18 protein-coding genes and 1 pseudogene are annotated in these 16,795 nt (G+C 69.9%); 16 read left to right on the top strand and 3 right to left on the bottom strand.

The window, feature by feature from the left end; genetic code table 11:
- The 14 genes from murF to F6Q13_RS15250 form a co-directional block, all read left to right on the top strand.
- On the top strand, positions 1 to 1,323 hold a 1,323-nt coding region (gene murF / locus F6Q13_RS15315), incomplete at its 5' end, for a UDP-N-acetylmuramoyl-tripeptide--D-alanyl-D-alanine ligase (protein WP_293058167.1).
- The gene (mraY, locus tag F6Q13_RS15310; protein ID WP_293058165.1) at positions 1,320 to 2,396 is read left to right on the top strand and encodes a phospho-N-acetylmuramoyl-pentapeptide-transferase; all 1,077 of its coding nucleotides are present in this window, start codon (positions 1,320 to 1,322) and stop codon (positions 2,394 to 2,396) included. The genes murF and mraY, both read left to right, overlap by 4 nt.
- Before the next feature lies 1 nt (position 2,397).
- Positions 2,398 to 3,867, top strand: coding sequence for a UDP-N-acetylmuramoyl-L-alanine--D-glutamate ligase (gene murD / locus F6Q13_RS15305; RefSeq protein ID WP_293058161.1), 1,470 nt, complete (start codon positions 2,398 to 2,400; stop codon positions 3,865 to 3,867).
- A 6-nt stretch (positions 3,868 to 3,873) separates the two neighbouring features.
- Entirely contained in the window at positions 3,874 to 5,379 is a 1,506-nt protein-coding gene (gene ftsW, locus F6Q13_RS15300; protein WP_293058158.1) for a putative lipid II flippase FtsW, read from the top strand.
- Positions 5,376 to 6,530: an undecaprenyldiphospho-muramoylpentapeptide beta-N-acetylglucosaminyltransferase gene (gene murG / locus F6Q13_RS15295; RefSeq protein WP_293058155.1), complete on the top strand. Its 1,155-nt coding sequence runs from the start codon at positions 5,376 to 5,378 to the stop codon at positions 6,528 to 6,530. The genes ftsW and murG overlap by 4 nt, the downstream gene beginning before the upstream one ends.
- 50 nt (positions 6,531 to 6,580) lie before the next feature.
- A complete protein-coding gene (gene murC / locus F6Q13_RS15290) occupies positions 6,581 to 7,999 on the top strand; it encodes a UDP-N-acetylmuramate--L-alanine ligase (protein ID WP_293058173.1) in 1,419 nt (472 codons plus the stop codon).
- A gap of 68 nt (positions 8,000 to 8,067) precedes the next feature.
- Positions 8,068 to 8,925: a cell division protein FtsQ/DivIB gene (locus F6Q13_RS15285; RefSeq protein WP_367141302.1), complete on the top strand. Its 858-nt coding sequence runs from the start codon at positions 8,068 to 8,070 to the stop codon at positions 8,923 to 8,925.
- 271 nt (positions 8,926 to 9,196) lie between these two features.
- On the top strand, positions 9,197 to 10,348 hold the full coding sequence (gene ftsZ / locus F6Q13_RS15280) for a cell division protein FtsZ (protein ID WP_293058170.1): 1,152 nt from the start codon (positions 9,197 to 9,199) through the stop codon (positions 10,346 to 10,348).
- A gap of 22 nt (positions 10,349 to 10,370) precedes the next feature.
- Positions 10,371 to 11,078 (top strand): peptidoglycan editing factor PgeF, encoded by a 708-nt coding sequence (gene pgeF / locus F6Q13_RS15275; protein WP_293058151.1) that lies wholly within the window; start codon positions 10,371 to 10,373, stop codon positions 11,076 to 11,078.
- Positions 11,075 to 11,827, top strand: a complete 753-nt coding sequence (locus F6Q13_RS15270; protein WP_293058148.1) for a YggS family pyridoxal phosphate-dependent enzyme — start codon at positions 11,075 to 11,077, stop codon at positions 11,825 to 11,827. Before pgeF ends, F6Q13_RS15270 begins: the two co-directional genes overlap by 4 nt.
- 54 nt (positions 11,828 to 11,881) lie before the next feature.
- Positions 11,882 to 12,517: a cell division protein SepF gene (locus F6Q13_RS15265; protein ID WP_293058146.1), complete on the top strand. Its 636-nt coding sequence runs from the start codon at positions 11,882 to 11,884 to the stop codon at positions 12,515 to 12,517.
- Between the two features lie 99 nt (positions 12,518 to 12,616).
- Positions 12,617 to 12,907, top strand: a complete 291-nt coding sequence (locus F6Q13_RS15260) for a YggT family protein (protein ID WP_293058144.1) — start codon at positions 12,617 to 12,619, stop codon at positions 12,905 to 12,907.
- Between the two features lie 226 nt (positions 12,908 to 13,133).
- Complete coding sequence (locus tag F6Q13_RS15255) at positions 13,134 to 13,922, top strand: DivIVA domain-containing protein (RefSeq protein ID WP_293058141.1); 789 nt, start codon at positions 13,134 to 13,136, stop codon at positions 13,920 to 13,922.
- A gap of 81 nt (positions 13,923 to 14,003) precedes the next feature.
- Entirely contained in the window at positions 14,004 to 14,393 is a 390-nt protein-coding gene (locus tag F6Q13_RS15250) for a hypothetical protein (protein WP_293058139.1), read from the top strand.
- A gap of 7 nt (positions 14,394 to 14,400) precedes the next feature.
- Here the strand turns inward: F6Q13_RS15250 and F6Q13_RS15245 are convergent, their stop codons facing one another.
- Entirely contained in the window at positions 14,401 to 15,081 is a 681-nt protein-coding gene (locus F6Q13_RS15245) for a phosphoribosyltransferase (protein WP_293058137.1), read from the bottom strand.
- A 126-nt stretch (positions 15,082 to 15,207) separates the two neighbouring features.
- Here F6Q13_RS15245 and F6Q13_RS15240 point away from each other — a divergent pair, with 126 nt between their 5' ends.
- Positions 15,208 to 15,543, top strand: a complete 336-nt coding sequence (locus F6Q13_RS15240) for a lsr2/espR transcriptional regulator (protein WP_293058133.1) — start codon at positions 15,208 to 15,210, stop codon at positions 15,541 to 15,543.
- A 4-nt stretch (positions 15,544 to 15,547) separates the two neighbouring features.
- Positions 15,548 to 15,904: an oxidoreductase gene (locus tag F6Q13_RS15235; RefSeq protein ID WP_367141300.1), complete on the top strand. Its 357-nt coding sequence runs from the start codon at positions 15,548 to 15,550 to the stop codon at positions 15,902 to 15,904.
- A gap of 46 nt (positions 15,905 to 15,950) precedes the next feature.
- Here the strand turns inward: F6Q13_RS15235 and F6Q13_RS15230 are convergent, their stop codons facing one another.
- Together F6Q13_RS15230 and F6Q13_RS15225 are read right to left on the bottom strand one after the other, a co-directional pair.
- Positions 15,951 to 16,385, bottom strand: coding sequence for a type II toxin-antitoxin system VapC family toxin (locus F6Q13_RS15230; protein WP_293058130.1), 435 nt, complete (start codon positions 16,383 to 16,385; stop codon positions 15,951 to 15,953).
- Positions 16,386 to 16,388: 3 nt separating this feature from the next.
- Positions 16,389 to 16,676 (bottom strand): annotated as a pseudogene (locus F6Q13_RS15225) (type II toxin-antitoxin system Phd/YefM family antitoxin); the annotation flags it as partial.
- Between the last annotated feature and the right edge of the window lie 119 nt (positions 16,677 to 16,795).

The raw sequence follows: 16,795 nt of genomic DNA, 5'->3' as shown, positions 1-16,795 counted from the left end.
CTGGCCGCCCGCCCGGTCGGGGTGCCCGCGATCGTGGTCGCACCCACGGCCGCTGACCCGCCGGCGGCCGGCCGCGCGGCGGTTCTCGAGCGCGACACCGACGGGTCCGGTGCGGCGGTGCTGGCCGCGCTGGCCACACTGGCGTCCGCGGTGGCGGCCCGCTTGGTGGACACCGGGCTGACCGTCGTCGGGATCACCGGCTCGTCGGGCAAAACCTCCACCAAGGACCTGCTCGCCGCGGTGCTGGCGCCGCTCGGCGAGGTGGTGGCGCCGCCGGGTTCGTTCAACAACGAGCTGGGTCACCCCTGGACGGTGCTGCGCGCCACCGAAAACACCGACTATTTGATCCTGGAGCTTTCGGCACGCCACCGGGGCAACATCGCAGCGCTGGCGGCCGTCGCGCCACCGGCGATCGGTGTGGTGCTCAACGTCGGCACTGCGCATCTCGGCGAATTCGGCTCCCGGCAAGCCATCGCCGACACCAAAGCCGAGTTGCCGCAATCTGTGCCGCGATCCGGCGCGGTCGTTCTCAATGTCGACGACCCGGCGGTGGCCGCGATGGCCGACAAAACCGCCGCCCGGGTGATTACGGTCAGCCGGGCCGGACCCGCCGACGTCTGGGCCGGTCCGGTGACTCTCGACGAGCTGGCCCGGCCGCGCTTTACGCTGCACACCGGTGCGCACAGCGCCCAGGTTCAGCTGGCCGTGCACGGCGAGCATCAGGTCAGCAACGCGCTGTGCGCCGCAGCGGTCGCGCTGCACTGCGGCGCCACAGCAGACCAGGTGGCCGCCGCGCTGGCCGGCGCCGCGCCGGTGTCGGCGCACCGCATGCGGGTGACAACCCGTGCCGACGGAGTGACCGTGATCGACGACGCCTACAACGCCAACCCCGATTCGATGCGGGCCGGTCTGAGGGCGCTGGCCTGGATGGCGCGGGAGGGACGGCGCAGTTGGGCGGTGCTCGGCGAGATGGCCGAACTCGGTGACGAGGCCGTCGCTGAGCATGAGCGCATCGGCCGGCTGGCGGTGCGCTTAGATGTCTCTCGACTCGTTGTCGTCGGAGTGGGGAGAGCTATGGGCGCCATGTACCACGGTGCGGTGATGGAGGGCCCGGGGGGGGCCGACGCCGGGGCGCGTCTCGTCGCCGACGCCGATGCGGCCCTGGCCGTGTTACGGGCGGAACTGCGGCCAGGGGATGTGGTGCTGGTCAAGGCGTCCAACTCGGTCGGGCTGGCCGCTCTCGCGGATGCGCTGGTCGCCGACCCCGGGCCGCCGAACCGCGCCGCTCCCGGCGCGATGCGCGGCCGGGGCGTTTCCCGATGATCGAAGTCTTGTGCGCCGTCGCTATCGCGCTGACGGTGTCCATCGTGCTGACCCCGGTGCTGATCCGGCTGTTCACCAGGCAGGGACTCGGACACGAGATCCGCGAGGACGGTCCACCGACCCATCACACTAAGCGCGGCACCCCGTCGATGGGCGGCGTGGCGATCCTGGCCGCGATCTGGGCAGGCTACCTGGGCACTCACCTCGTCGGCCTGGCCGTGCAGGGACCCGGCCCGTCGACGTCAGGTCTGCTGGTGCTGATGTTGGCCACCGTGCTGGGCGCCGTCGGATTCGTCGACGACCTGATCAAAATCCGGCGGTCCCGCAACCTCGGTTTGAACAAGACCGCCAAAACTGTCGGACAGATTGTCGTTGCCGTGCTGTTCGGCGTGCTGGTGCTGGGATTCGGTCATAACGGCCTGACCCCGGCCAGCCCCAACTTATCCTACGTGCGTGAGATTGCGACCGTCACCTTGGCTCCGGTGCTGTTCGTCGCGTTCTGCGTATTCGTGGTCTACGCCTGGTCGAATGCGGTGAACTTCACCGACGGTCTGGACGGGCTGGCCGGCGGCAGCATGGCGATGGTCAGCGCCGCCTACGTGCTCATCACGTTCTGGCAGTACCGCAACGCCTGCGCCACCGCGCCGGGTCTGGGATGCTACAACGTGCGCGATCCGCTGGATCTGGCGCTGGTGGCCGCCGCGACTGCAGGCGCCTGCATCGGCTTTCTGTGGTGGAATGCCGCGCCGGCCAAGATCTTTATGGGCGACACCGGCTCGCTGGCGCTGGGCGGCATTATCGCCGGATTGTCGGTGTGCAGCCGCACCGAGCTACTGGCGGTGGTGCTGGGCGCGTTGTTCGTTGCCGAGATCACCTCGGTCGTGGTGCAGATCCTGGCATTTCGCACCACCGGACGGCGGGTGTTCCGGATGGCACCGTTTCATCACCATTTCGAGTTGGTCGGCTGGGCTGAAACCACAGTGATCATACGGTTTTGGCTGCTGACCGCGATCAGCTGCGGTCTGGGGGTGGCGCTGTTCTACAGCGAATGGCTGGCGGCCACGGGCGGTTGACGTGAGCGCTGTGCATGCGCTTGATCCCGGTGCCCGTGTGCTGGTCACCGGCGGCGGGGTGACCGGCCGCTCGGTGCTGGCGGCGCTGGGCAGGCTGCAAGTCTCGGCAACGTTGTGCGACGACGACCCGGCGATCCGGCAGCGCCACGCCGCCACCGGAGCGCCGACGGTGAGCACGTCGAGTGCCGCCGAGCACATCGGCGACTACACCCTGGTCGTCACCAGCCCCGGCTTCCCGCCGACTGCGCCGGTCCTGGCCGCCGCCGCCGCGGCCGGGCTCCCGATCTGGGGGGACGTCGAGTTGGCCTGGCGTCTCGACGCGGCCGAATACCACGGGCCGGCGCGGCGCTGGCTGGCCGTCACCGGCACCAACGGCAAGACCACCACCGCGTCGATGCTGCAGGCGATGCTGACCGCGGCGGGCCTGCGCAGCCGGCTGTGCGGCAACATCGGCACGCCCGTGCTCGACGCGTTACGCGAGCCCGCCGAGGTGCTGGCGGTGGAGCTGTCCAGCTTCCAGCTGCGGTGGGCGCCGTCGCTGCGACCGGCGGCCGGCGTGGTGCTCAACATCGCCGAGGATCATCTGGACTGGCATGCCAGCATGGCCGACTACACCGCCGCCAAGGCGCGGGTGCTCGCCGGCCGGGTCGCGGTGGTTGGGCTGGACGACACACGTGCGGCGGCGCTGCTGGCCGGCGCGCCCGCACCGATACGGGTCGGCTTTCGGCTCGGTGAGCCGCAGGCCGGGGAACTCGGTGTGCGCGGGGGCGTGCTGGTCGATCGGGCCTTCGCCGACGACCTGGCGCTGGCGCCGGTCTCGGCGATACCGGTGCCCGGCCCGGTGGGCGTGCTCAACGCGCTGGCGGCCGCAGCGCTGGCCCGCAGCCTCGACGTGGACGCCGGGGCGATCGCGGAGGCCCTGGCGTCGTTCCGGGTGGGTCGTCACCGCGCCGAGCTGGTCGCCGTCGTCGGCGGAGTCCGCTACGTCGACGACTCCAAAGCCACCAACCCGCATGCGGCGCAGGCATCGGTGCTGGCCTATCCGCGGGTGGTGTGGATCGTCGGCGGTCTGCTCAAGGGCGCTTCTGTCGACGCGGCGGTGGCCCGGGTCGCGGATCGGCTGGTCGGCGCGGTGCTGATCGGCCGCGACCGGGCGCAGGTTGCCGAGGCGTTATCGCGACACGCGCCGGATGTCCCCGTCGTCCAAGTTGTGACGGGCGAGGATGCTGATATGGCTGAGACTGCTGAGTCTTGTGTGACTCCTGTGACCAAAGTCGTCGCCACGTCCGGCGGTACGATCGGCTCCCGCGTGATGGCCGCGGCCGTGGCCGCGGCCCGAGAGCTGGCCGGACCCGGTGACACGGTGCTGTTAGCCCCGGCTGGTGCGTCCTTCGATCAGTTCAGCAGCTACGCCGAGCGCGGTGACATGTTCGCGGCCGCGGTCCGGGCTGCCGCCGCAGAGGCCCGGTAGGCGGCAGTGGCCAACGTGCTGGCCCGATTGCTGGGCCGGAGATCCGAGGGTGGACAACCGACCGAGACAGCGGCGCACTCGACCGCGCCCGCGGCGAGGACCCGGTTCGGCGCCTGGCTGGGCCGGCCGATGACGTCGTTTCACCTGGTCGTCGCCGTTGCGGCGCTGCTGACCACGCTCGGTCTGATCATGGTGCTCTCGGCGTCGGCGGTGCGTTCCTACGACGACGACGGATCGGCGTGGGCGATTTTCGGGCGGCAGGTGCTGTGGACGGTCATCGGGCTGGTGGCGTGTTACCTCGCGGTGCGGATGCCGGTCCGGTTCATCCGGCGCATGGCGTTCTCCGGCTTCGCGCTCACCCTCGTGCTGCTGGTGCTGGTGCTGGTGCCGGGCATCGGCAAGATGGCCAACGGCTCGCGGGGTTGGTTCGTGGTCGCTGGTTTTTCGATGCAGCCGTCCGAGCTGACCAAGGTCGCCTTCGTCGTCTGGGGTTCCCATCTGCTGGCCGCCCGGCGGATGGAGCGGGCGTCGCTGCGCGAGATGCTGGTCCCGCTGGTACCGGCGGCCGTCATCGCGCTGGCCCTCATCGTCGCCCAGCCTGACCTGGGGCAGACGGTGTCTCTGGGCATCATTCTGTTGGCCCTGCTCTGGTACGCCGGGCTGCCGCTGCGGGTCTTTGTCAGCTCGCTGCTCGCGATCGTCGTGTCCGGGGCCATCCTGGCGGTGTCCGAGGGCTACCGCTCGGACCGGGTGCGCTCCTGGCTCGATCCCGCCGCCGACTCGCAGGGCTCCGGATACCAGGCCAAACAGGCGAAATACGCGCTGGCCAACGGGGGGATCTTCGGCCACGGCCTGGGCCAGGGCACCGCCAAATGGAACTATCTGCCCAACGCCCACAACGACTTCATCTTCGCGATCATCGGCGAGGAGCTCGGTTTCGTCGGGGCGTTCGGGTTGTTGGCGCTGTTCGGCCTGTTCGCCTATACCGGGATGCGCATCGCGCGCCGCTCCGCCGATCCGTTCCTGCGGCTGCTGACCGCCACCACCACCATGTGGGTGATCGGGCAGTCGTTCATCAACGTCGGCTACGTGATCGGGCTGCTGCCGGTGACCGGCCTGCAGCTGCCGCTCATCTCCGCCGGCGGCACGGCCAGCGCGACGACGCTGCTGATGATCGGGGTGATGGCGAACGCGGCGCGTCACGAGCCGGAGGCGGTGGCTGCGCTGCGGGCCGGCCGCGCCGACCCGATGAACCGGCTGCTGCGGCTGCCGTTGCCCGAGCCCTACCTGCCGAGCCGGGTCGAGGCGCTGCGCGACCGCCTGCGCTCCCGGGTGCCGGACCGCGCACCGACTACCGGTCGGCCCCCGCGACCGGCACGGCACCGAGCGGACCGGCCCGCCCCCGGCCGACGGTATCCTCATCCGCGCGCGGGGGAGCATCATGGACGTGAACTGCGCTACGCCGGGCCGCGCGCTCGCGCTCGGGTACTGGAAGGTCAGCATTACGGGTGAATGACGCGGTCAGGCAGCCGACCACGTCGGTGTCGGTGGTGCTGGCCGGCGGCGGCACCGCGGGGCACGTCGAGCCGGCCATGGCTGTCGCCGACGCGGTGGTCGCGCTGGACCCGCGGGCCCGGATCACCGCGTTGGGCACCCGGCGGGGGCTGGAAACCAGGTTGGTGCCCGAGCGGGGCTACCGGCTCGAGCTGATCACGGCGGTGCCGCTGCCGCGCAAGCTCAGCGGCGACCTGGCCCGGCTGCCGGTCCGGGTGCTGCGAGCGGTCCGGCAGACCGGCGCCGTGCTCGACGCCGTCGCCGCCGACGTCGTGATCGGATTCGGCGGATACGTGTCGCTGCCGGCCTATCTGGCCGCGCGCCGCCGCGGGATCCCCGTGGTGATCCACGAGGCCAACGCCAGCGCCGGGCTGGCCAATCGGGTGGGTGCGCGCAGCGCGCAGCGGGTGCTTGCAGCGGTGCCCGACTCGGGTCTGCCGCACGCGGAGGTGGTGGGCATGCCGGTGCGGTCGGCGATCACCTCGCTGGACCGTGCGGCACTGCGGTCCGAGGCCCGCGCCCACTTCGGCTTCGCCGCGGACGCCCGGGTCCTGTTGGTGTTCGGCGGCTCGCAGGGAGCGGCGTCGATCAACCGGGCCGTCACCGCAGCCGCCGGCGAGCTGGCCGCCGCGGGGGTGTCCGTGCTGCATGTCTACGGCCCGAAGAACACCCCCGAACTGCGCACACCGCAGGCGGGCGATCCGCCGTACGTGGCCGTGCCCTACCTGAGCCGCATGGACCTGGCCTACGCCGCCGCCGACCTGGCGGTTTGCCGATCCGGGGCGATGACGGTCGCCGAAGTGTCGGCGGTAGGGCTGCCGGCGGTCTACGTGCCGCTGCCGATCGGCAATGGCGAGCAGCGCCTCAACGCCTTGCCGGTGGTCGAGGCCGGCGGCGGACTGCTGGTCGCCGACGCCGACCTGACGCCGCGCTTGATAGCCGATACGGTCGCCGCGTTGCTCGGCGACCCGGCGCGATTGGCCGCGATGGCGGCGGCCGCGGCCCGGGCCGGTCATCGTGACGCGGCCCAACAGGTCGCCCGGGTCGCGCTGGACCTGGCGCGGCACCCGCGCGAGGCCGACCTCCGGTCGGGACGGGGTCGACGGTGAGCGCCGCGCCGACGGCCACGCCGCTGCCGCCCGAGCTGCAGCGGGTGCACATGGTCGGCATCGGGGGAGCCGGCATGTCGGGGATCGCCCGCATTCTGCTCGATCGCGGCGGGCTGGTGTCGGGCTCGGACGCCAAGGACTCTCGGGGAGTGCGGGCGCTGCGCGCCCGCGGAGCGCTGATCCGGATCGGTCATGACGCCTCGTCGCTGGATCTGTTGCCGGGCGGGGCCACTGCGGTGATCACCACCCGCGCCGCGATCCCCAAGACCAACCCCGAGCTCGTCGAAGCCCGCCGGCGCGGTATCCCGGTGCTGCTGCGGCCGGTCGTCTTGGCCAAGCTGATGGCCGGGCGCACCACGCTGATGGTCACCGGCACGCACGGCAAGACCACCACGACGTCGATGCTCGTCGTCGCGCTGCAGCAGTGCGGGCTGGACCCGTCCTTCGCGGTCGGCGGGGAACTGGGCGAGGCCGGTACCAACGCCCACCACGGCAGTGGCGACTGCTTCGTTGCCGAGGCCGACGAGAGTGACGGTTCGCTGCTCGAGTACACCCCGAATGTCGCCGTGGTGACCAACATCGAGTCCGACCACCTGGACTTCTTTCACAGTGCGCGGGCCTATGCGGCGGTGTTCGACGCGTTCGTCGAGCGCTTGGCGCCGGGCGGGGCGCTCGTTGCCTGCGTCGACGACCCGGGCGCCGCGGCGCTCGCCGAACGCACTGCGGCGCTGGGTATTCGGGTGTTGCGCTACGGCTCCACGTCCGAAAACACGTTGGCCGCGACGCTGTTGTCCTGGGAGCAGCAGGGCACCGGCGCGGTCGCGCACGTGGCGCTGGCCGGCGACATTCACCCGCGAGCCATGCGGCTGTCGGTGCCCGGCCGGCATATGGCGCTCAACGCGCTGGGTGCGCTGTCGGCCGCGGTCGAGGTGGGCGCGGACCCGGACCGCGTGCTCGACGGCCTGGCCGGGTTCGAGGGTGTTCGTCGTCGGTTCGAGCTGGTCGGGACCGCCGGGTCGGTGCGGGTGTTCGACGACTACGCGCACCATCCGACCGAGATCACCGTGACGCTGGCCGCTGTGCGCACCTTGCTGCAGCAGCGCGGATCCGGTCGGTCGCTGGCCGTGTTTCAGCCGCACTTATATTCCCGGACAAAGGCTTTCGCGGCAGAGTTCGGCGCTGCACTGAACGCGGCCGACGAAGTTTTCGTCCTGGACGTCTACGCCGCCCGCGAACAGCCTCTCCCGGGCGTGAGCGGGGCCAGCGTCGCCGAGCATGTCCGCGTGCCGGTGCGCTACCTGCGGGACTTCTCGGCGGTGGCCGAGGTGGTGGCCGCGGCCGCCGAGCCGGGCGACGTCGTCGTCACGATGGGCGCCGGGGACGTGAGCATGCTCGGCCCGGAGATCCTGACCGCGCTGCGGTTACGGGCTGGCCGCAGGGCGCCGGGTCGCTCGGGGGCGAGCTGGTGAGCGAACCGGACGACGGCACGGTGGGCCCGGAGAGCGATCCCGCGGGGGAAACCACCGCCACCGAACCGATACCTGTGCCGCCCGACGAGGCGCCCGCGACAGCCCGGCAGGTGTCAGTGGAGGGGCCGCGCCGGCGGGCGCGCCGGGAACGGGCCGAGCGGCGGGCCGCGCAGGCGCGCGCCATGGCGATCGAGCAGGCCCGCCGTGAAGCCAAACGCAGGCTGCGGGGCCAGATTGAAGCCAAACCCGTTCCCCGGGGTGCAGTTCGGGGTTTGAAGGTAGCGCTCGTCACACTGGTGCTCAGCGTGGTCGTCGTCGCCCTGGCGCTGATCCTCTACTTCACGCCGGTGATGTCGGCGCGCAGCATCGTCGTCGCCGGGACCGGCGCGGTCACCCGCGGCGAAGTGCTCGACGCGGCCGGCGTCGCACTCGGTACGCCGCTGCTGCAGATCGACACCAGCCGCGTCGCCGACCGGGTGGCCGCGATCCGGCGGGTGGCCAGCGCCCGGGTCCAGCGCCAGTATCCCTCGGCTTTGCGGATCACCATCGTTGAGCGGGTGCCTGTGGCGGTCAAGGATTTTCCCGACGGTCCGCACCTCTACGACCGCGACGGCGTCGACTTCGCGACCGCTCCGCCGCCGGCGACGTTGCCCTACCTCGACGTCGCCGATCCCGGCCCCACCGATCCGGCGACCAGGGCAGCGCTCGCGGTGTTGTCGGCGCTGCGTCCCGAGGTGGGCGCGCAGGTGGGCCGCATCGCGGCGCCGTCGGTGGCCTCGATCACCCTGACGCTGACCGACGGGCGCACCGTGATCTGGGGAACTGCCGACCGCACCGAGGAAAAGGCCGAGAAGCTGGCGGCGCTGCTGACCCGGCCCGGGCGGGTCTACGACCTCTCCAGCCCCGACCTGCCCACGGTCAAGTAGCCCGCCACGACTGGAGGTGGTCGTTGTTGGCCAACCCGGCGGTTGCGGCCTAGCGACCGTGACGCTGGCGTAACGCTCGCCGCGGCGGCGAGAAAAAGTCGCGGCGCATCGGCGCGCCTGCGGCGATCCCGCGCGCGGCGGCCATACCGTTGCGAGTGCGCGGAACTACTTGACATAACTCTAAGCCTCTGGTTGAGGTTGAGGGTTTGCCACCGGGTGAAGCGCTACCACGCCCGTCCCATCAGGCCCATCAGGGAGGAAGACTTCAATGATGACCCCCCCGCACAACTACCTGGCCGTCATCAAAGTCGTGGGCATCGGCGGCGGCGGCGTCAACGCCGTCAACCGGATGATCGAGCAGGGCCTCAAAGGCGTGGAGTTCATCGCCATCAACACCGACGCCCAGGCGCTGTTGATGAGCGATGCCGACGTCAAGCTCGACGTCGGGCGCGATTCGACCCGGGGCCTGGGTGCCGGTGCCGACCCGGAGGTGGGGCGCAAGGCCGCCGAGGACGCCAAGGACGAGATCGAGGAACTGCTGCGCGGCGCCGACATGGTGTTCGTCACGGCCGGCGAAGGAGGGGGCACCGGCACCGGCGGGGCGCCCGTCGTCGCGAACATTGCCCGCAAGCTGGGCGCGCTGACCGTCGGCGTGGTGACCCGGCCGTTCTCCTTCGAGGGCAAGCGGCGCAGCCAGCAGGCCGAAAACGGGATCACCGCGCTGCGGGAAAGCTGTGACACCCTGATCGTGATCCCCAACGACCGGCTGCTGCAGATGGGCGACGCCGCGGTGTCGCTGATGGACGCGTTCCGCAGCGCCGACGAGGTGCTGCTCAACGGTGTGCAGGGGATCACCGACCTGATCACCACGCCCGGGCTGATCAACGTCGACTTCGCCGACGTCAAGGGCATCATGAGCGGGGCCGGCACTGCGCTGATGGGCATTGGGTCGGCCCGCGGCGAGGGCCGCGCACTCAAAGCCGCCGAGATCGCGATCAACTCCCCACTGCTGGAAGCCTCGATGGAGGGCGCTCAGGGCGTGCTGATGTCGATCGCCGGGGGCAGCGATCTGGGCCTTTTCGAGATCAACGAGGCGGCCTCGCTGGTGCAGGAAGCTGCCCATCAGGACGCCAACATCATCTTCGGGACCGTCATCGACGACTCGCTCGGCGACGAGGTGCGCGTCACGGTCATCGCGGCCGGCTTCGACGCGTCCGGTCCCAGCCGCAAGCCGGTTGCCGGGGCCGGCAGCGCGTCCCAGACCATCGCCGCGGGGCGGGCGGGCCAGGTCACGTCGACGTTGTTCGAGCCCGCCGATGCGCTGAGCGTGCCGTCGCCGACCAACGGCTCCACATTGACTATCGGTGGTGACGACGGCGAGGACGACGAGGATGTCGACGTCCCGCCGTTCATGCGCCGCTGACCCGCGGCCCGATACTGGATGGGTGAGCGTTCGGATCCGGCGCGTGACGACCACCCGGGCGGGCGGCGTCTCGGCGCCCCCGTTCGACACTTTCAACCTGGGCGACCACGTGGGTGACCAGGCAGCCGCGGTGGCGGCCAACCGGGCCCGGCTGGCCGCGGTCATCGGCCTGGCTCCCGACCGGGTGATCTGGATGAACCAGGTTCACGGCAACCGGGTCACCGTGGTCTCCGGCCCGCGCGACACCGCGGTCGCCGACACCGACGCCCTGGTGACCACCGTGCCGGGGCTGGCGCTGGCGGTGTTGAGCGCCGATTGCGTGCCGGTGTTGCTGGCCGATGCCCGCGCCGGGGTGGTCGCCGGGGTGCACGCCGGTCGCGTCGGCGCACGCGCCGGCGTGGTGGCCCGTGCACTGGAGACGATGGTGTCCGTCGGCGCCCATGCGTGCGACGTGTCCGCGCTGCTGGGCCCGTCGATCAGCGGGCGCAACTACGAGGTGCCCGCGGCGATGGCCGACGAGGTCGAGGCGGCGCTGCCGGGCAGCCGCACCACCACCGCGGCCGGCACCCCCGGGCTGGATCTGCGCGCCGGAATCGTTCGCCAACTGGGCACTTTGGGGGTCACCGCGATCGACGTCGACCCGCGCTGCACGCTGGAGGACCCCACGCTGTTCAGTCATCGCCGCGGCGCGCCGACCGGGCGCCTGGCCTCGGTGGTGTGGATGGAATGATCCCTGCCGCTGACCGCGAATCCCAGGTTGCGCACGCCTTGGCGGCGGTGCGGTCGCGGCTGGCGGCCGCCGCCGAGGCGGCGGGCCGCGACGTCGGGGACATCGAACTGTTGCCCGTCACGAAGTCGTTCCCGGCAACCGATGTGGCGATTTTGTACCGGCTGGGCTGCCCGGCCGTCGGGGAGTCCCGCGACCAGGAGGCGTCGGCGAAGGCTCGCGACGTCGCCGAGCTGCTGGGTCCCACGGCGCGGCCGCTGCAGTGGCACATGGTGGGCCAGATCCAGCGCAACAAAGCCCGGTCGCTGGCCGGTTGGGCACACACGGTCCACTCGGTGGGCAGCACCCGCGTGGCGGACGCGCTGGGGCGGGCGGTCGGCGCGGCCCTGGAGGAGGGCCGCCGACCCTACCCGATGCGGGTCTACGTCCAAGTCAGCCTCGACGGCGACGTGTCCCGCGGCGGCGTCGACATCGCCCGGCCGGCCGCGGTCGACGAGGTCTGCGCCCGGGTGGAGGCGTGGCAGTCGCTGCGCTTTGTCGGTTTGATGGGCATTCCGCCGCTGACCTGGGATCCGGAGACCGCCTTTGCCCGCCTGCATGCGGAGCACGAGCGGGTGCGCCGGGCGCATCCTGCTGCGGTCGGGTTGTCCGCCGGGATGTCAAACGACCTGGAATGTGCGGTCAAACATGGTTCGACATGTGTGCGTGTCGGTACCGCGATATTGGGTCAGCGACCGTTACCGTCACCGTAAATCGTCACTTAAGTCACACTTTCATCACAGACACCAACGCAGAAGGGTCCCGCGATGAGCACACTGCACAAGGTCAAGGCCTACTTCGGGATGGCGCCGATGGTGGACTACGACGACGAGTACTACGACGACGATCGTGGACCCGCCCGCGGCTACCCCCGCCACCGGTTCACCGACGACGGGTACGGTCGCTTCGACCGACGCGACTACGACGACCCGCACGGCGAACCGGGCGACTATCCGCCGGGCAGCTACCGCGGCGGCTACGCCGACGACCACCGGTTCCGGCCGCGCGAGTTCGAGCGCGGCGACTTGGCCCGGCCACGATTCGGCTTGTTGCGCGGGTCGACCCGCGGTGCGCTGGCCATGGATCCGCGCCGGATGGCGATGCTGTTCGACGAGGGTCACCCGCTGTCGAAGATCACCACGCTGCGGCCCAAGGACTACAGCGAGGCCCGCACCATCGGCGAGCGGTTCCGCGACGGCATCCCGGTGATCATGGACCTGGTGTCGATGGACAACGCCGACGCCAAGCGGTTGGTCGATTTCGCGGCCGGACTGGCGTTTGCCTTGCGGGGCTCCTTCGACAAGGTCGCCACCAAGGTTTTTCTGCTCTCGCCCGCCGACGTCGACGTGTCGCCCGAGGAGCGCCGCCGGATCGCCGAAACCGGCTTCTACGCATACCAGTAGGGACGGTAAGCTGTCTGGCGCCGTGCCGGTCGCAGTCGGCGCTGTCGTCGTCAGTCATCGGTTGGTCATCGGTTGGTCATCGGTAAGGTCGGGCTCTCGTTGGCGCTCTTCATTCTCATCGTGGGCTATGCGCTGTTCGCCTTCTGGCTGCTGCTCATCGTTCGCATCGTCATTGAGTTCATCCGCTCGGTTAGCCGGGACTGGAGCCCGCGCGGGGCTGTCGCGGTGGCTTTGGAGATCGTCATGTCGATCACCGATCCACCGGTGAAGCTGCTGCGGCGACTGATACCGCAACTCACCATCGGCGCCGTCCGTTTCGACCTCTCGATCATGGTGTTGCTGCTGGTCACGTTCATCGCCTGGGACCAGGCACTGGCTTATCAGGGCTGAGCCGAGATCGTTTCCCCGGGCAGTCATTTCGTTGAAATCATCCTTATTGTGGTCCTCTTAAACCTTCTTAAACTGTGAAATTAGCCCTTAATTATCGACCGAATAGGCGACCTGCGGGTCTGGTGTGACAGGATGGGCGGCAGTTGCCAAACAGCTAACAAGCCGTTCATGCTGATCTACACTCTGCAGGTCAGTTTGACCGGTCCCGACTCGAGGGGGCAAAACCATGCCGCTGACACCAGCCGACGTCCACAATGTGGCGTTCAGTAAGCCGCCCATTGGCAAACGCGGCTACAACGAAGACGAGGTCGATGCCTTCCTCGACCTGGTGGAAGCCGAGCTGACCCGGCTCATCGAAGAGAACACCGACCTGCGGCAGCGGGTCCAGGAGCTGGACCAGGAGTTGACCGCGGCCCGCGCCGGCGGCGCCGCACCGACGACGGCCATGCCGGTCTATGAGCCCGAGCCGGAACCGGCCGCACCGGCAGCGCAGCCCGCAACCGCCCCTCCCGGCCTCAACGAAGAACAGGCCATGAAGGCGGCCCGGGTGCTCAGCCTGGCCCAGGACACCGCCGACCGGCTCACCAGCACCGCCAAGGCCGAGTCCGAGAAGCTGCTGGCCGACGCCCGCGCCAACGCCGAGCAGATCCTCGGCGACGCCCGCCGCCAGGCCGACAGCACCATCGCCGAAGCGCGCCAGCGCGCCGACGCCATGCTGGCCGACGCGCAGACCCGCGCCGAGACCCAGTTGCGCCAGGCTCAGGAAAAGGCAGACGCGCTGCAGGCCGACGCTGAACGCAAGCACTCCGAGATCATGGGCACCATCAACCAACAGCGCACCGTGCTCGAAGGCCGCCTCGAACAGTTGCGCACCTTCGAACGCGAATACCGCACCCGGCTCAAGACCTACCTGGAGTCTCAGCTCGAAGAGCTCGGCCAGCGCGGATCGGCTGCCCCGGTCGACTCCAGCGCGACCAGCGAGGGGTTCAGCCAATTCAATCAGGGCAGTAACTAAATCGGAGCTGACTGGGCCCGCCATGACGGTCGATAGTGTGCAGACTTGCGCTCCGGGCGTGTGGACCCGGCTGGAGGACTGATGCTGATTGTCGCCCTGGTCTTGGCGGTGATAGGTCTTGCCGCGTTGGTGTTCGCGGTAGTCACCAGCAATGAGTTGGTGGCGTGGGTCTGCATCGCCGCCAGCGCGGTCGGTGTGTTGCTGTTGATCGTCGATTCCGTTCGGGAACGCCAGCGCCGCCAGACCGGCACCCAACCCACTGAATCCACTGAATCCCCGGAACCCGCCGACCACGACGGTCCCATGCCCGCCCCTGAGACCCTGGGCGGCGCAGCCGACACCGACAGCCGGGAAATCCCCGCCCCGGACGAACCGCGCGATGCCGCCGACGAGGGCGACGGCGCCACGGAGGAGCAGGTGCCGGTGCGGTCGGCCGATGCCGGATCTGACGACCAGGAATCGGGGGCCTGATCGCGGCTCACCCGCCCGTGGGCGTGGCGAGCAGTTCGCACACCTCCTCGTCGCTGACCTGATGGAAATCGACGAACAGCTGGCCCACCGCGTCGAAATCGGACGGCATCGTCGCGCAGACCACCGCATCGGCTTCGTGCGCGAGTTGGCGGCAGGCCGACGGCGGCCCAACCGGGGCGGCCACCACGACTGACTCCGGGTCGGCGGCGCGCAGTGCCCGTACCGCGGCGAGCATGCTCGCGCCGGTGGCGATGCCGTCGTCGACCAGGATCACGGTCTTGCCGCGCGGATCGACGACCGGACGCCGCTGACGGTAGGCCTGCTCGCGCCGGACGAGTTCGCTGGTCTCGCGGTCGATCACCGCGCGCACCTGGTCGGTGTCGATGCCCAGGTCAGACAACACAGTGTCGTTGATCACGACTTCGCCCCCGCTGGCCAACGCACCCATGGCGAGCTCGGACCACTGTGGTGCGCCCAGTTTGCGGACCACGAAAACGTCCAACGGGGCGTGCAGGGCCGTGGCGACTTGCCAGCCGACCGGAACGCCGCCGCGGGCCAGCCCCAGCACCAGCAGCCGGTCTCGCCCCCGATAGGCCGCCAGCTTCGCGGCCAGCACCCGGCCGGCTTCCCGACGATCGGTGAAGGCCCGCCGGGCTGTATTCGGCACAAAGCCGCTGGATGGATTCATGGGCTCGTCGTTGCACTGTCGGTGCTTCCAGCCTACGACCGACTGGGCCACACCGCGGGCGCACGAACCATCTGATAGTTTCTTCAATTGTTCGAATTCAGGAATGCTTAAGTCTTCAGGAGAGCCGTGGTATCGGAGCCGCTCTACAAGCTCAAGGGCGAGTTCTTCAAGACGCTGGGTCACCCGGCGCGGATCAGGATTCTTGAACTGCTGGCGGTGCGGGAGCGGTCGGTCGGTGAATTATTGCCCGAGGTGGGACTGGAGTCGTCGAACTTGTCGCAGCAGTTGGGGGTGCTGCGCCGCGCGGGCGTGGTGGTCGCCCGCAAGGACGGGAACACGGTGATCTATTCGATCGCGTCGCCGGATATCGCGGAATTGTTGACGGTGGCGCGCAAGGTGTTGACTCGGGTGCTCAGCGACCGCGTCGCGGTACTGGAGGACCTGCAAGCAGATGACCGGTAGCGGCATGGGGTGGATCGGCACGATCCTGCCCGTCGGCCGGGTGGTCGAACGCGCCGGCCCGGCGCCCCAGCCGGTGCTGAATCCCCCTGCGGGAGTGCGGGGTTCGTTGCAGATCCGGCATGCCGATGCCGGCTCCTGCAATGGCTGCGAGGTGGAGATCTCGGCGGTGTTCGGGCCGGTATATGACGCGGAACGGTTCGGGGCGCGACTGGTCGCGTCTCCCCGGCGCGCCGATGGGCGCTTGGTGACCGGGGTGGTGATCGCGTGCGGCGACTGCGCCCTGAACCGAGGGGTGTTCGCCGATGCCTACGGAGTGGTTGGCGCTTCGATACCGGTTGAGATTCGGCGAATCTGTACCTGATCGTCGTTCGTGCTGGGGTTGACCCCCGCTAATGTCGAGCGGCGGATTAGGGGTCGAGTTGGGCAGGGGCGACTCGGCACCCGGCGGCGTGGGCTCCGGCGTGCAGGCGCCGGTCCCAAACGGCGACGATCAGGCCGGGTTCACCGACAGCCAACGCGCTGGCCAGATGAACTGCGTCGGCTCCGCGCAAGGCATGGGCGCGGGCGAGGCGGCCGGCGTGCTGTTCAACCGGCGCGGTGAGTTCGACTGGGCGGGTGGCGGCCCAGAAGTCTTCCCAGTCACGCTCGGCAGCGGCGATCTCGGATTCAGTCAGGTCGTGATTGCGGGCTGCTGCAGCGAGTGCGGCGCGGACTTCGGGGTAGGCCAGACGGCTGGACAATGCGGCGTCGCAGCCGTCCCATAGCGCGGATGCCAGCGAGCTCCCCGTCTCGGAGGCGAGAAGTTTGACGAAGGCGCTGGCGTCGAAGTAGACGAGCGGCACCGGCTAGCGCCGCTGCTCGCTGACCCGGTCAGACACCGGTCGGCGCGGTCGGGGCCGGGATCGACCGGCAGCGACGGGCCGCTGCGCGGCGGCCTTGCCAATCACGCCTTCAGCCGTGAGACGCTCCAAGGCGCCTGCGCTGTCCAGCGCAGCGAGTCGCGCGACCGGAATCCCGCGGTCGGTGATGACGACCTCACCACCAGCCCGAGCTCGATCGAGCCAATCACTGAGGTGCGCGCGCAACTCGGTCACGGATACCTCCACATCGTGAACTGTACACTCACTGAACCGGTGATTTGTACGTGTCATTCGGGCGTCGCGCCGGTGCGGCCGTACCTGTCTGTGTTCGTAATCGGACCGTTACAACTGGAGTTGGTCATTGTTGGCCAACTGTGCCGGGGTAACGATTG

The sequence above is a fragment of the Mycobacterium sp. genome, from assembly GCF_008709575.1.
GTDB lineage: Bacteria > Actinomycetota > Actinomycetes > Mycobacteriales > Mycobacteriaceae > Mycobacterium.
This window is presented reverse-complemented; position numbering and strand designations above follow the sequence as displayed.